Origin of the sequence: Agrobacterium larrymoorei, from assembly GCF_037722385.1 — a bacterium.
GTDB classification, from domain to species: Bacteria; Pseudomonadota; Alphaproteobacteria; order Rhizobiales; family Rhizobiaceae; genus Agrobacterium; species Agrobacterium larrymoorei_C.
In genome coordinates this window covers 472716-487109 of sequence record NZ_JBBKAQ010000003.1, presented here as the reverse complement: position 1 = coordinate 487109, position 14394 = coordinate 472716, and the positions used below count along the sequence as shown (strand labels likewise).

The 14394-nt window shown below is 55.9% G+C and carries 16 protein-coding genes; 7 read left to right on the top strand and 9 right to left on the bottom strand.

Annotated elements, in window-relative coordinates:
• Positions 1-69: 69 nt before the first annotated feature.
• The 4 genes from thrS to WKI41_RS07690 all read right to left on the bottom strand — a co-directional run bounded on the left by thrS (position 70) and on the right by WKI41_RS07690 (position 3445).
• A complete protein-coding gene (thrS, locus tag WKI41_RS07705; RefSeq protein ID WP_340192899.1) occupies positions 70-2079 on the bottom strand; it encodes a threonine--tRNA ligase in 2010 nt (669 codons plus the stop codon).
• Between the two features lie 108 nt (positions 2080-2187).
• A complete protein-coding gene (locus tag WKI41_RS07700) occupies positions 2188-2622 on the bottom strand; it encodes a DUF2267 domain-containing protein (protein ID WP_340192898.1) in 435 nt (144 codons plus the stop codon).
• Positions 2623-2637: 15 nt separating this feature from the next.
• Positions 2638-2994: a membrane protein insertion efficiency factor YidD gene (gene yidD, locus WKI41_RS07695; RefSeq protein WP_340192897.1), complete on the bottom strand. Its 357-nt coding sequence runs from the start codon at positions 2992-2994 to the stop codon at positions 2638-2640.
• Between the two features lie 4 nt (positions 2995-2998).
• On the bottom strand, positions 2999-3445 hold the full coding sequence (locus WKI41_RS07690) for an iron-sulfur cluster assembly scaffold protein (protein WP_340192896.1): 447 nt from the start codon (positions 3443-3445) through the stop codon (positions 2999-3001).
• A 271-nt stretch (positions 3446-3716) separates the two neighbouring features.
• Between WKI41_RS07690 and folE the strand changes: the two genes are divergently transcribed.
• From folE to WKI41_RS07675, 3 genes are all read left to right on the top strand, one after another.
• On the top strand, positions 3717-4343 hold the full coding sequence (folE, locus tag WKI41_RS07685) for a GTP cyclohydrolase I FolE (protein ID WP_340192895.1): 627 nt from the start codon (positions 3717-3719) through the stop codon (positions 4341-4343).
• A 31-nt stretch (positions 4344-4374) separates the two neighbouring features.
• The gene (gene hisI / locus WKI41_RS07680; RefSeq protein ID WP_340192894.1) at positions 4375-4830 is read left to right on the top strand and encodes a phosphoribosyl-AMP cyclohydrolase; all 456 of its coding nucleotides are present in this window, start codon (positions 4375-4377) and stop codon (positions 4828-4830) included.
• A 108-nt stretch (positions 4831-4938) separates the two neighbouring features.
• A complete protein-coding gene (locus WKI41_RS07675; RefSeq protein ID WP_340192893.1) occupies positions 4939-5889 on the top strand; it encodes a patatin-like phospholipase family protein in 951 nt (316 codons plus the stop codon).
• A 61-nt stretch (positions 5890-5950) separates the two neighbouring features.
• Here WKI41_RS07675 and WKI41_RS07670 read toward each other — a convergent pair whose 3' ends face one another.
• Together WKI41_RS07670 and WKI41_RS07665 are read right to left on the bottom strand one after the other, a co-directional pair.
• Positions 5951-6385, bottom strand: a complete 435-nt coding sequence (locus WKI41_RS07670) for a CBS domain-containing protein (protein ID WP_340192892.1) — start codon at positions 6383-6385, stop codon at positions 5951-5953.
• A 129-nt stretch (positions 6386-6514) separates the two neighbouring features.
• Entirely contained in the window at positions 6515-7276 is a 762-nt protein-coding gene (locus WKI41_RS07665) for a rhomboid family intramembrane serine protease (RefSeq protein ID WP_340192891.1), read from the bottom strand.
• 356 nt (positions 7277-7632) lie between these two features.
• Between WKI41_RS07665 and WKI41_RS07660 the strand changes: the two genes are divergently transcribed.
• A complete protein-coding gene (locus WKI41_RS07660) occupies positions 7633-8238 on the top strand; it encodes a PilZ domain-containing protein (protein WP_340192890.1) in 606 nt (201 codons plus the stop codon).
• Between the two features lie 619 nt (positions 8239-8857).
• Complete coding sequence (locus WKI41_RS07655; protein ID WP_340192889.1) at positions 8858-9469, top strand: transglutaminase-like cysteine peptidase; 612 nt, start codon at positions 8858-8860, stop codon at positions 9467-9469.
• Positions 9470-9697: 228 nt separating this feature from the next.
• On the opposite strand, the gene WKI41_RS07650 is transcribed toward WKI41_RS07655, so the two are convergent.
• Both WKI41_RS07650 and WKI41_RS07645 read right to left on the bottom strand, forming a co-directional pair.
• On the bottom strand, positions 9698-10132 hold the full coding sequence (locus WKI41_RS07650; protein ID WP_340192888.1) for a DUF1489 family protein: 435 nt from the start codon (positions 10130-10132) through the stop codon (positions 9698-9700).
• 64 nt (positions 10133-10196) lie between these two features.
• The gene (locus tag WKI41_RS07645) at positions 10197-11600 is read right to left on the bottom strand and encodes an L-serine ammonia-lyase (RefSeq protein ID WP_340192887.1); all 1404 of its coding nucleotides are present in this window, start codon (positions 11598-11600) and stop codon (positions 10197-10199) included.
• A gap of 660 nt (positions 11601-12260) precedes the next feature.
• Here WKI41_RS07645 and WKI41_RS07640 point away from each other — a divergent pair.
• Positions 12261-12614 (top strand): hypothetical protein, encoded by a 354-nt coding sequence (locus tag WKI41_RS07640; protein WP_340192886.1) that lies wholly within the window; start codon positions 12261-12263, stop codon positions 12612-12614.
• Here the strand turns inward: WKI41_RS07640 and WKI41_RS07635 are convergent.
• Entirely contained in the window at positions 12609-13364 is a 756-nt protein-coding gene (locus WKI41_RS07635) for a phosphodiester glycosidase family protein (RefSeq protein WP_340192885.1), read from the bottom strand. The genes WKI41_RS07640 and WKI41_RS07635 overlap by 6 nt on opposite strands.
• A 235-nt stretch (positions 13365-13599) precedes the next feature.
• Here WKI41_RS07635 and WKI41_RS07630 point away from each other — a divergent pair, with 235 nt between their 5' ends.
• Entirely contained in the window at positions 13600-14337 is a 738-nt protein-coding gene (locus WKI41_RS07630) for a ParA family protein (RefSeq protein ID WP_340192884.1), read from the top strand.
• Positions 14338-14394 lie beyond the last annotated feature (57 nt).

Here is a 14394-nt window from a genome sequence, read left to right as displayed (position 1 = left end):
CCGTATACGTCCTGTTCTCCACGAAGCATCTTACGAAAACGGCGCCCTGAGGCGCCGTTTTCTGTTTGGTTAAGCAAGCTTGGCTTTCGCCTTTGCAGCGCGCTTGCGCTTGACGTCCGGCGGCGTGGCCTCGTCGACCAGATTGGCAATCGCTTCATCCAGAGCAAACGAGGTCTGTGCCTGCGAACCAAGGCGGCGGATATTGACGGTGCGCTCTTCCGCTTCCTTCTTGCCGCAAACGATGATCACCGGAACCTTCGTAACCGAGTGCTCACGGATCTTGTAGTTGATCTTCTCGTTGCGGAAATCTGTTTCCACCGAAAGACCGGCGTCACGCAGAGCCTCTGCGACTTCGCGACCATAATCGTCGGCATCCGACGTGATCGTGGCCACGACCACCTGAAGCGGTGCGAACCACAGCGGCATGTGGCCGGCGAAGTTTTCGATCAGAATGCCGAGGAAGCGTTCCATCGAACCACAGATCGCGCGGTGAATCATCACTGGCTGACGCTTTTCCGAGGCCTGATCGATATAGAAGGCACCGAAACGCTCTGGCAGGTTGAAGTCCACCTGCGTGGTGCCGCACTGCCATTCGCGCCCGATCGCGTCCTTCAGCGTATATTCGAACTTCGGACCGTAGAAAGCGCCCTCGCCCGGCAGAATGCCGGTCTTGATGCGGCCGCCGGATTGCTCCTCGATCGTCTTCAAGACATCGGTCATCACGCTTTCGGCGCGATCCCACAGATCGTCCGAGCCGACGCGTTTTTCAGGACGCGTCGAGAGCTTGACGACGATCTCTTCGAAGCCGAAATCCTGATAGACCGACAGGATCAGATCGTTGATGCGCAGGCACTCGGCCGCCATCTGCTCTTCTGTGCAGAAGACGTGCGCGTCGTCCTGCGTAAAGCCACGGACGCGCATCAAGCCGTGAAGAGCACCCGACGCCTCGTAGCGATGGACCGTACCGAATTCCGCAAGGCGAACAGGCAGTTCTCGGTAAGATTTCAACCCATGTTTGAAAATTTGGACGTGACCTGGGCAGTTCATCGGCTTCAGGGCGAAGACGCGGTTGTCCGCTTCCTTGTCATCCGGGTGGGTGAAGGCATAGGCGGATTTCACCGCAAACATGTTTTCCTGGTACCAGCCCCAGTGACCGGAGGTTTCCCACAGAGATGCGTCCAGCACCTGCGGTGCGTTGACTTCCTGATAGGTGCCCTCAAGGTTGCGGCGCATATAGCTCGTCAGCGTCTGGAACATACGCCAGCCCTTGCCATGCCAGAACACCACGCCTGGACCCTCTTCCTGGAAATGGAACAGGTCCATTTCACGGCCGAGGCGGCGGTGGTCACGCTTTTCAGCTTCCGCGAGAATGTGCAGATATTGATCCAGTTGTTCCTGCGTTGCCCAGGCGGTACCGTAAATGCGCGTCAGCATCGGATTGTTGCTGTCTCCGCGCCAGTACGCGCCAGCAACCTTCATGAGCTTGAAGGCGGTACCGATCTGCCCGGTGTTGGCCATGTGCGGACCGCGGCAGAGGTCGAACCAGTCGCCCTGATAATAGATCTTGAGATCCTGGCCCTCCGGGATCGCATCGACAAGCTCGACCTTGTAGTTCTCGCCCTTGGCGGCAAAAACTTCCTTGGCCTTCTCGCGCGACCAGATCTCGCGAGTGAATGGCTTCGACCGGCCAATGATCTCTTTCATCTTCTTTTCGATCTTGGGAAGATCTTCCGGGGTGAAAGGCTCATTCTTGGCGAAGTCGTAATAGAAGCCGTTTTCGATGACGGGGCCAATCGTCACCTGGGTGCCGGGCCACAATTCCTGCACGGCTTCCGCCATCACGTGGGCAGCATCGTGACGGATGAGCTCAAGCGCCCGCTTGTCGTCGCGGGTGACGATCTCGATTGCGCCATTGGCGATCGTATCGGACAGGTCGCGCAATTCGCCGTCCAGCGCAATGGCGATGGCTTTCTTTGCGAGCGACTTGGAAATGGATTCGGCGACGTCACGTCCCGTCGTACCCGCAGGATACTGACGAACGGAGCCATCTGGAAATGTAAGGGAAACGGCGTCTGACACTTTAATTCTCCTGTCCAGTCCCGCCAACGAATGCGGGTGGGATATTGGTCAGCCGAAACGACTGACAATGCAGCGCGTGGATACTGAAATTTGCCTATTCAGTAAAGTCTATTCAACTTCGGGAGAAAAACCCCAAAATGAAAGTGCTTCGGGAGAAACGGATTTGAGAAACCTTTTTAGCTTTTCCTCGTCGATGTGAAGACGCAATGCTTCCGTCACATCCCGTATCGCCGTATCTGGTGAGAGATTATGATCGCGCCTGAACGACATAAACTCCTCCTGCATCTTCTGTTTCGGGGCAAAAGGAACGACTGGGCAATTTGCATTCCAACCCGCAACGAAGAGTGCCCTCAAGCCTACGTTCAGCAAACCAGCAAACTCCAGGCTCTGATCCGCTGTCAGCCGCCGTCGAAACACACGAAGGACAGCTTCGAGCGTCGTGAAAGCTCGGTGCGTTGTGCTGACCATGGCTCTGTCGCGGACATCGATCAGCACAGCTCCAAAATCTCGGGATGCATGTATGAATTCCCGGGGTACAGTCATCGACCAGCTTCACCCTTAATGTTTTGCGGCCGTCCAGAATTTCCAAACCTGCCAGACGCGGACCGATTGAAGGTTCTCCGGCACGGTATCAAGGCCACTCGTTCCACCTGGTCCGCAACGCGCAACGCGGAACAGGCTTAACCATCCGCCGGACCACAAGCCGTGTCGGGCAATCGCTTCATATCCATATTCCGAACAGGTCGGGATGTGACGACAGGAGTTTCCGATGAAGCCGGAAAGCGTCAGTTGATAGAGCCGGATGAAACCCATGCCGAACAGCCTGCCGGGCGTCTTGCGAAAAGGTCCTGTCCAGTTGCGGGACCGGCGCACCGGCTCATGCGACTTATCCTGGCACCCCGGCTGTCCGCACATGCGATCAACTCGCTTCCGATAGAGGCTGCTTCGCCTCGAGTTGATCCAAGCAATCACAGACGGCATCGAAGGTGAGCATGGTCGAGGCGTGGCGCGCCTTGTAGTCCTTGACGGGCTTCAGGACGCGCATGTCCGCAAAGCGTCCCTCCGGTCCATCGCCGCCCGCTGTCAGCATATCGATCATGTCCTGGCGCGCCTTGCGGATTTCCGCGCGGCTGGCACCTAAGACATGATGCGCCATGATCGAGGAGGACGCCTGACCCAGCGCGCAGGCACGTACTTCATGGGAGAACTGAGACACCCGGTCACCCTCCATCTTGAGGTAGACCTTGACCTTGGAACCGCAGAGCTTGGAGTGCTTCTGCGCTTGCGCCTCGGCATCTGCCATGGCTCCAGCCAGCGGAATATTGCCGGCGAATTCAAGGATGCGGTTGTTATAGATGTCGTCCATGGTCGATATTCCAGATGATGGCTGAGGCTGGGCTCCTTGCCCCGTCATCATTTTTTAAACGATGTGTCGCTTGGGGAAAAGCTTTGCTGCCCATGGCGACCGTAATATGTTAACTCATGAGAGATACATCAAGGTTTGATGAAATAATGAAGGCAACAGGTGCACACTCTTGCCAAAATTTGGAAAAACAACCAGATAGCAGCAATTGGCGCGTAAGCGTCGTTGCAGGGCGTGTTCAGGTGTGGCCTTGAACCACACCGGGAGATTAAAAATGGATGCAATCGTGAAGACTTTTCCTGGCGCAGGTGCGACGGACGATTTGACTAAGGCGCGGCCCACGCAGGCTGAAGCTGAGGATGCGGTGCGCGTCCTTCTGCGTTGGGCAGGCGACGATCCTACCCGTGAGGGCTTGCTCGACACGCCCAAGCGTGTGGCGAAGGCCTACCGCGAACTCTTCTCCGGCTATGATCTCGATGCAAAGGACGTTCTTGGCACCTTCTTTGAAGAAGTCGGTGGCTATGACGACATCATTCTTGTGCGCGATATTCCCTTCTTCTCGCACTGCGAACACCATATGGTGCCGATCATCGGCAAGGCGCATGTCGCCTATCTGCCGAATGGCCGTGTTCTGGGCCTGTCCAAGATCGCTCGCGTCGTTGAAATTTTTGGTCGTCGGCTGCAGACTCAGGAAACGATGACGGCGCAGATCGCTTCGTCCATCGAAACCACGTTGAAGCCGCGCGGCGTTGCCGTGATGATCGACGCGGAACATATGTGCATGTCCATGCGCGGCGTGCAGAAACAGGGCTCGACGACACTGACGACTAGCTTCACCGGCGCGTTCAAGAAGGACCCTGCCGAGCAGGCTCGTTTCATGTCCATGGTGCGCAATCGATAAGTCGATTGCCGCAGCTTCAACAGGATATCTCATGTCTGCCACTTTTCCAGCCGCGCCCGCCGACAAGACAGCGCTGGAGGCATCCGGGCCGTTCTCGCCGAAGTTCGATGCGAACGGTCTCGTGACCGCCGTCGTCACCGACATCAAGGACGGTGAGCTACTGATGGTGGCGCACATGAATGCCGACGCTCTGAAGCTGACGCTTGAAACGGGCATTGCGCATTATTACAGCCGCTCGCGAGACAAGATCTGGAAGAAGGGGGAAACCTCCGGCAATCTTCAGACCGTCCGCGAGTTTCGCACCGATTGCGACCAGGACGCCGTCTGGCTGAAAGTGTCCGTCGCCGGACATGACGCGACGTGCCACACCGGCCGTCGCTCCTGTTTCTATCGCACCGTGATGCTGGAAGACGGAAGCGCGATCACCACGATCACGGACGACACGCGGCATTTTGACCCTGAAACCACCTATGGTTCATCTTCTTGACCCTGAGATCGGCGGAATCTTTTCGATTTCTTTGCCTTTTGATACGATCATGTGACGAAGCCTTGAGAAGACTCGTGGTTCTCGGCAGATGCAAGTGGGAGGCGTCGAATGCTTGGATGGGGAATTAACCGCGATAATCCATCGTCCGCGACGACACTTGGCAGCCTGGAAAAAATCGCACCGGTACCGAAACCACAGCTTCCACCCAACCGTATCGCACTGGCGCTTGGCGGCGGCGCAGCTCGCGGCTGGGCACATATCGGCGTGCTGCGCGCGCTCGACGAAGCCGGCGTGAAGATCGGCATGATTGCCGGCACATCGATCGGCGCTCTTGTCGGCGGTTGCTACTTGGCAGGCAAGCTCGACGAGTTGGAAGAGTTTGCCCGCTCGCTGACCATGCGCCGCATTGCTGGACTTCTCGATCTGACGATTGGTGGTAGCGGCCTGTTTGGGGGCATGCGCTTGACGAAGCGCATGCAGGAGCATCTCGAAGGCCTCAACATCGAAGATCTGGAGCATCCCTTCATCGCCGTTGCCACCGAACTGCGCACAGGCCACGAGGTATGGGTGCATCAAGGCAACCTGATCACCGCTCTTCGCTCATCCTATGCCCTTCCAGGTATTTTCGAGCCGGTGCGCTGCAACGGCAGGACGTTGATCGACGGGGCACTGGTCAACCCGGTACCGGTCTCGGTCTGCCGGGCGTATGAGCAGGCTCTCGTTGTTGCGGTAAACCTCAACTACGACATTTTCGGCCGCTCGGCTGTGGTCAAGCATGGTGCGGGTGCCGGCAGCAAGAGCGAAGCCGAAACGCCGATAACCGCCACATCGAGAATAGGCTTGCCGGGCGTCATGGTTCAGGCATTCAATATCATTCAGGACCGCATTTCGCGCGCACGACTGGCGGGCGATCCACCGGACCTGACACTGCATCCACGCATAAGCCATATCGGTCTGTCCGAATTCCATCGTGCATCTGAAGCGATCGACCAGGGTTATGAAGAGACACGTTCACGCATTCCCGAATTGAAGCGCATGCAGCAAGTGTTTCAACCTTGAAAACACAAAAGGCAGGCCGGGTGGCCTGCCTTCCTTACATCTGTGCGACCGGAAAGAGCAATCAGCCTGCAATATAAGCCTTGATGTGCTCCGCTTCCGTCTCGATCTCACTGATACGGGCTTTCACCACGTCACCGATTGAAATAATGCCTGCCAGGCGCCCATTGGCCTCTACCGGCAGATGGCGGAACCTGCCACCCGTCATGATCTCCATGAGATCGTCCGTGTTGGTCTCCTCGTTGCAGCGCGTCACATTCTTCGTCATCACATCGGAGACTCTGGTCTCCAAGGCGGCGGAGCCTTTGGCTGCCACGGCACGCACCAAATCACGCTCTGTAAAAATACCCAGGACCGCGCCATTATAATCGGTCACCACGACAGCACCGATGCGATGCTCGTAAAGGGTCACGGCAGCATCGGCAAGCGTCATATCGGGATCGACAGTTACGACCTCCCTACCCTTGAGATCGAGAATTTCTTTTACAAAAATCGGCATGCGTACCTCCCTTGTCCATTGCAGCCGGTTTACCGTTCTCAAGTCTCCTCCCTGAAAACGACGCACCATCTCCGAAATTTTGCGCTCCCTCGAAAGGGAAAGCAACAGGATTTCAGGCGCGAGCAAACTTCAATCGATTGAGGTTTCTTTGTTTTCCAAGGCGACTTGGCGATCGAACAGGCCGAAGAAAAGGAAGCCGAAGAAGAAACCGAAGATGTGGGCGTCCCACGCCACTTCGCCGCCGACATCACCGAAAAGCGGGAAACCGACCGCAATGAGCACATTGCCGGCCAGCCACATGATCGTGAAGATCAGAACCGTTCGGTTGGTCAGCGCCTGGATGATCCCCTGTCGTGGCAAAAGATGACCAAACGAGGGATTGTAGCGTTGCCCGCGTGGCGGAAAAGCGAAGCGGCAGGCAGCGCCCATAAGGGCTGAAACGACGCCGGAAGCACCGATCAGAACCGTAATGCTGCTCCAATCCAGCGCCGCATGACCAAAAGCGGAGACCGCCGCTGAGAGCACCCAGAATATACAAAACCGAGGCGTACCAATGCGGCGCGCGACCGGTGCACCAAAGGCCATCAACCAAAGTCCGTTAAACAGGATATGTTCGACGCCACCATGCAGGAAGGAGTAGGTCACCGGCGTCCACAGCCACTCGAGTCCCTTTTGCGCCAAGGGATCGATATAGCGTGCTGGAATGAAACCGAACGTAAAAACGAACGCTTCATATGTCTCGTCCGACATCAGATACGTCGACGCCACCTGGATGGCGATCATGAAGCCTAGAACGGCGACCAGAATGAACGGAAGATTGAAAATGGGCTGCTTCTGCGTCGGGCGATCGTCTTGCGGTTCTTGAAACTCACCGCCTTCATGATGCGTCATCTCATTTCCATTTCATATCGTTCGACCGTGTTTGAGCAATATAGGAAGGGCTGACCAAATAAAAGCGCGCGCCATAGGGCGACTTGCCTGATACCCGCCTTTTTCGCGACCCGAATATCCGTTTATTCCGATGTACAGAGAGCATCGGGAACTGACGTTACGACGGGTCGACATAGGTCGGAGTACACGCAATTTTGTGTGCATAATAGTTTTGCGCCAAAACGAGACAGTTGAATGGCATACCGCCAATGTTATCTCGCCATTCTCCTCAAATATTGGTGTACGATAAAACAGTCTGTTAACCTGCGCGTAGTAAACAGGGCTTGTCTTTTTCTTCATGCAACATAGCGCAGGCCATGTTTTCATCAAATCTCGCACACACCCACGTTTCGAAATCAATCGACACCGCCGAACCGCCGGTTACCGTCGGTCTGTCCGGACGTCTTATGTTGCCGACGGAAGATGAGTTCGACTGTACTGCCACGGAAATGACTGCGGAAAGCGCGCGGTTGACATGCTTCGCCAGACCCAATCGCAACGATCGCATCATCATCTATTTGCAGCATCTCGGCCGCGTCGAAGGCAAGGTTACGCAATTGACCGCCGACGGCTTCTCGATTGCCATTGCTGCGACAGAACGTAAGCGTGAGAAGTTAGCCGCTCAGTTGGCGTGGATAGCGAAACGCCAGGCGCTCGGCCTGCCAGAAGACAGACGCCACGACCGCCTCACTCCGCGCAACCCCGTTTCGTCGCTCCTCTTGAACGACGGCAATACCGTTGCCTGCCGCATTATCGACCTTTCGCTATCCGGCGCCGCGATCGAGGTCGATCCGCGCCCAGCGCTAGGCACAACGGTTCGTCTTGGAAATATGGGCGGACGCATTGTGCGTCATTTCATGGAAGGCGTTGCGATCGAATTCGACAGTGTGCAGTCAAAGGACGCCCTGATCGAGTTTCTCTAACGCCTCTTCACAGTTGAATATATCGACCGGCGACGCCACGCGTTCGCCGGTTTTTTATTGTCTTGCATCCGTGGCTTCGCAGTCGATTGCGTAGAGACGCTACGATTTCGATCTCGGCCCATTCAGATAAGCGCGTTCGTTAAAGCCAATAGGCACGCCTTCACACCTCCTCAAGTCTCGCGTGGTGTCAAAAAAGCTTCGATATGACCCTGTTCCAAAGCGGGAACTGGAAGAAATTTCAGAAAAAAGTGCAGAAAAATTCGATTGAAGTTCGATTTTCATCGCAACTTCAAGGAGAATTTCTGCCTGAGTAAGCCGTTTTTGATGTGTTCTCGGCGCAAAAACAAAGTTAGCAACGGATAAAAAGCAAGCGCATTTTGCCGGAAATGGTCGCGTCCGTTAACCTCGTTCCCTTGCCGAGTCCCGAAACACTGGCTCATTTCAGCCTCCCCTCGGATAAGCAGCTAACGAGATAGCTAAAATACTACTCAAATTTGCTTCAAATGAGAATCAAATAAGCTGTTGTTTTTGCTTAATTTAAGCTCGAATTTGAGCGCGGTTTTTTGCCTGCGATCAAAGTGTCGCTGGCATTGTCATCCTCACAACGGGGAGACAAGAAATGAAAAAACACAGCCGTTTGGGACTTACGATTTTGGCGCTGGCGATGGGCGCATTCGCTCCGCAGGCAGAAGCATCTCCGGGTGCGGCAATGCGCATTATCGGCAAAGCGAACCCTCCGATCGGGCACTACGAGTTCTGCCAGACTTACCAGAGCGAATGCCAGCCGACCTCGGCCGACATGGGCCCGCTGCGGCTTACGGAAGAAACCTGGAAGATGATTCTGGACGTGAACTACACGGTCAACACCACGATTACGCCTGCCACAGACATGGAAATCTACGGCGTTGAAGAGCGCTGGGCGTATCCCACGACCGCTGGCGACTGCGAGGACTTCGTGCTTCTCAAGCGCAAGATGCTGATGAACAAAGGCATCTCTGCCTCCAATTTGCTGATCACCGTCGTGCTGCAGCCAAATGGCTCGGGTCATGCGGTGCTGACGGTTCGCACAGATCGAGGTGACTTCATTCTCGACAACCTCCGCAACAAGGTCATGGACTGGTCGGATACCGAGTATACCTATCTCAAGCGGCAGGATTCAGCCAATCCAGGCCGCTGGGTAAAGGTTCAGGATGGCCGCAACGTCAGTGCCGTCGCGGGTATCAAGAACTGATTGTAAATACTAAGTTCCGGGACGCCTCCCCGCGGCTCGGCAAGTTTCGAAAAGCGGAAGTGCGAAGGGTATAGGTCCCTGAAAGGGCTTCCTTGGTTTAGGCAGGTCGCTCTACCCCGTGTCGATCCTGCCCCAGAACCGGTTCCGTTGCCCCCGGAGCCGGTTTTTCTGTTTTGTGGAAATCGTCATCGGTAAACCGCGATACGTTTGTTGCTGTGATCGCGCGCTCTAAAGAAGCCCGAGTTCGGCAAGTTCTCGCCGCAGGTCTGAGGGCATGTCTTCGGCAAGGCCTGATCCGCCGAGATCACGCGGGGCTTCCTCATCTTTCAGATAACGCCAGCCTTGAAACGGCCGCTTCGGCGCAGGCGAGGTTTCGATGACCTCAGGTCCCAGAACCAGATCACAACGCGTGATGCCGTCGCCGCCGGTGAAGGAGCGGATGTCCAGAAGCTTCTGGCGCGCCTGCACCTGTCCCTTGATCACCCAATAAAGCGAGCCGCCTTCCAGCAGCTCCTTCATGCGTTTCGGGATCATGCGCGTTGTGTGAACGCTGTGCGGTTCCAGCCCAGCCGCCATCGCGGTTAGAGAACGTTGAGAAACCCACTCGCGCAGATCCTCGATGGAGTCTGCGCCAACGCAAAGCTTGATCAGATGTAGAGCCATGCCGCTATCAATGCCGTTTCGGCGGACACGTCAAGCGCCCGTCGAACAATGGCGAGATCAAATATCAACATTCCACGACATTGACTGCGAGACCACCCGTAGAAGTTTCCTTGTATTTTTCGCTCATATCATTGCCGGTCTGGCGCATAGTCTCGATACAGGCGTCAAGCGGCACGAAATGTTCGCCATCGCCCTTCAAAGCAAGCGACGCGGCGGTCACGGCCTTCACCGCCCCAAGGGCGTTGCGCTCGATGCAAGGGACCTGAACCAGTCCCGCGACTGGATCGCATGTCATGCCGAGATGATGCTCGAGCGCGATCTCCGCGGCGTTTTCAACCTGTGCCGGTGAGCCGCCCATGACCGCTGCCAGACCCGCGGCCGCCATGGCAGCCGCAGACCCCACCTCACCCTGGCAGCCAACTTCCGCGCCAGAAATCGAGGCATTGTGCTTTATGATGCCACCGATCGCCGCGGCCGTCAGCAGGAAGTCACGAACGTCATCCACCGAGGCATCCTCGTGGAAATGGCGGAAATATCGAACGGTGGCAGGCACAACGCCAGCGGCACCGTTGGTCGGAGCCGTCACGACTCGCCCGCCGACTGCGTTTTCTTCATTCACCGCCATGGCATAAACGCTCAGCCAATCATTGGCGAGAACCGGGTTCAGCCGGTTGCTGCGCCACTCGGCATTCAGCTTGTTGTGAATGGAGCGCGCGCGGCGGCGTACCTTCAAGCCGCCCGGCATAATGCCCTCGCCCTTCAGGCCGCGCTCGATACAACCGTTCATCGCCTCCCAGATCTGGTCGAGGCGGCTGTTCAGCGCATCGCGGCTCATCACCGTTTCTTCATTGGCGCGTTTCATTTGGGCAATGGTACGGCCGGAGCGTGCTGCCATGTCCAGCATCTCCTTTGCGGTAGCAAAGGGATAAGGCACCTTGGGGCCGTTATCGACGGTTTTTCCGCGCTGGCGCATGGCGTCGAGCTCCGTATCGGTAACGACGAAACCTCCACCGACGGAGTAATAGATGCGCTTCAACAGCATCCTGCCCTGATTGTCGTAGGCGGAGAAGGTCATGCCGTTGGCGTGGCCTGGGAGCGGGTTCTTCTTGTCGAACACAAGGTCTTCGTTCGGTCGAAAGGCGTAGGACGGATGACCGGGCGGTGTGACGAGGCCGGTGCGCTCCACCTCGGCGATGATGCCGTCCATCGCGTCAGGATCGACCTGATCCGGCTTCTCGCCGGTGAGGCCCAGCACGACCGCCCTGCCCGATCCATGGCCGATGCCCGTAAAGGCGAGCGAGCCGTGGAGACTGACCTTAATGGCGGATACGGCAGCACCAGAAGGCCGTGGCCACTCATCCGACAGGATCAGTTCAAGAAAGCGATTGGCCGCCGACATAGGTCCCATCGTATGGGAACTGGAAGGCCCGATGCCGATTTTGAACACGTCGAAGACGGAAAGAAACATTCTGGGATGCCCTATGTATAGACCTATTGGCGCGACTCTATCGGAAGCGAGCGGGACGAACCATATCAAAATGCGGCCTAAACTGTGTCGGTAGCGCTATGGCGACATAGCTTGCTGCAAACGAAAACAGCGCAGCTCTTGGGAGAGGCCGCGCTGTCTTGAAAAAACTTTTTAAAAAGTGAGATGCTTACGGTGTACCAAAAAGATAGGTCAATGCGAGAAAAGCAGCGAAGCCTGCGAGTGCGCGTAACGTTACACCCCAGCAGGATTTCTGAGCGGTTTCTTCCATGTTTACTCCAGCGTGTTCACTCTTCGGGCGGCTCTTGCAGCGCGTCCCGTGGCGCAATCATTTATTAAAAATGTATGACGAACGCAAATGCAAAAAGAGGCTAAACCGAGGCAAATCCTGTGATCTGCCATACGCGCAGCGCATAGGTATGTGAAAAAACAAGCAGTTAATAGGTGGCATCAATATAGGGGCGGTACCTTTGTAATCTCAATTCGGACATGAGTGTAAACGATGTGAGACAGTCACTACTGGAACTGCTGATCGCTCGGTCAAATGTCGCTCGGTCCGGCTTGTAAAACGATCGTGCGGAGACCGCTTGAAAAGCACATGCCTCTAGACTACCGGAAGAAACTCAAAGAGAGCGGGGAATCATGCAGAGCGCTTCATCAGCCTTTCCAGACCGGGATACAGTGGCATCTAAGATCTCGACGCTGAGCGTGGACGACCAGGCTTGGTTGAGACTTCTATTGGAAAATCCACAGCAGGACGAAGCGCTGCTTGAAGGTCTCCTTGCCTTTCTCGATAGGCAATCCCAGTCCAGCTTTCTGAATGCTCTGAAGCTGGAAAAAAGCGGCAAGTGGTTTGGTGACAATGCCCCTGCCCGCCTGCAAATCCGCCTTCACGAGGTAGCCAAGAGCAGCCAGCATCCCGCCTACAATGCCTTCAAAACCGGCGTCTCCAAATCTGGCGGACTGGAAAAGGCTTATCCCAAGTCGCCTCTATAAGTCCGGCACCTTGTCTACCACCGCAATGATTGGCCCCATGGGAAACAGATCGTCGCGTCGGCCCATGGCGGGAATGTCCACACTCGAAATGGTTCCGTCCAGATAAAGAGCGTTATCCGATTTCAATCTGTCGCGGAACAGGGTGGCGAAGTCATAGAAGCGCACCGGGTCTTCTGAAATTGCGAAATGCACGACGCCGTCGGATGATACGCCGACGCCGTTTCTCCGCTTGAAGCTGTCGCTGTCGGCCAGAAAGCGCGGATGGAGCTTGCCGTCGATGACCAGCATTGGACCTGACTGCGTAGCTGTGTCGGGTTTGAGATTGGCGTTTAGATAGGCGCTGGTTTCGCGGACGCCCGCTTTGCCGTCAGCGATGAAGAAAACGCCGTTCGGTTGCATGTGAAAATTGCCCCACCCCCCGGCGATACTGATCGATTTTTTCTCGATCTTGTTGTCTATAAAGAGCCCGACCGGCGATAGATCGCGGTGGTACATGCCGCCATTCATGGCAAAGACGATGAACTGATGCTGGCGCCATAAGGCAGATGACAGTGCGGCGAACCCACCATAGGAAGTGCCGTTAACGTCGTCCCTGCTGTAAAGCCGGATGTCTGCCGTCTCAGGATCAAAGCTGCAAACCGTGTAGGTGGCGCTGACGTGTTCCATTTTAAGACAGTATGAAGGTAATTCGCTACCGCGTGCTTGTGTTGCAAGAAACAACGATGAAAAATATATTGCTAAGCGACGCATATTTCCCCTTGGCGCAAGTAAAGAATCGTCGTTTCTATTGGGCGGGCGCTGGTGCGCCGCATAATCGAGATCCAAAAGACCTGAGACGAGGCCACCTTCTTTCCAGCCGGAATTTCCGTCTGAATTGAGGCCGCAGAACTACGATCCAATAACAAAACACGTTCCGTTTTATGATGAAGCGGTTGTCGATTGCGGGCGATGATACGGCTCGAACACACTATCAGGGGTTCAGACAGTGCCAGTCATTACATTTGCAAATACCAAAGGCGGTGCCGGTAAAACAACGGCGGCCGTAATCGTTGCCAGCGAACTCGCACGAATGGGACACCGCGTCACATTGCTCGATGCGGATCCGCAACAGTGGACGTCCAGATGGTTCGGGCTGACCAAAGCCCAGAAGAACCTCTCCGTAATTTCGGACGTGAGCGACGAAACCATTGAAGGCCATATCAAGGACGGAAAGAAGCGTGGCGGCTACATTATCGTGGATCTTCCCGGCGGGCGGTCGCCTCTTATGGCAAAGGCCATCGGCTTTGCCAACCATGTGTTCATCCCGGTTCAGGGCTGCGCCATGGATGCGGTGGGCGGCGCCGAAGTGCTCGGTCTTCTCAAAGACCTTGCTGATCGTTGTGACATCCGCATCCCGCATTCGGTTATTCTGACGCGCATCAGCCCGATCATAACGACCCGCTCCATGCAGGCAGTGAAGTCCTTGCTGGCTGAAAAGATGGTGCACGTTCTCGGAACGCCTCTGGTTGAACGCGCCGCCTATCGCGACATGTTCGTTGCCGGCGGTGCGCCACACATGATGGATCCCGAGCGCGTCAGCAATCTGGACAAGGCGTGTGAGAATGCACAGGCGCTTGCGCTCGATGTCCTTAGCCTCGTTCCACCGAAGGCAGTTGCGGCCAAGTCCACGAAAGCAGCAACCGCGAAGGCGGCTGGTAACAAGGCGGCTAAGAAAGCAGCATAATACCACGTGACTATTTGCAGAATGGCATATTGTTACACTGCTTCAGAAACAAAAAAG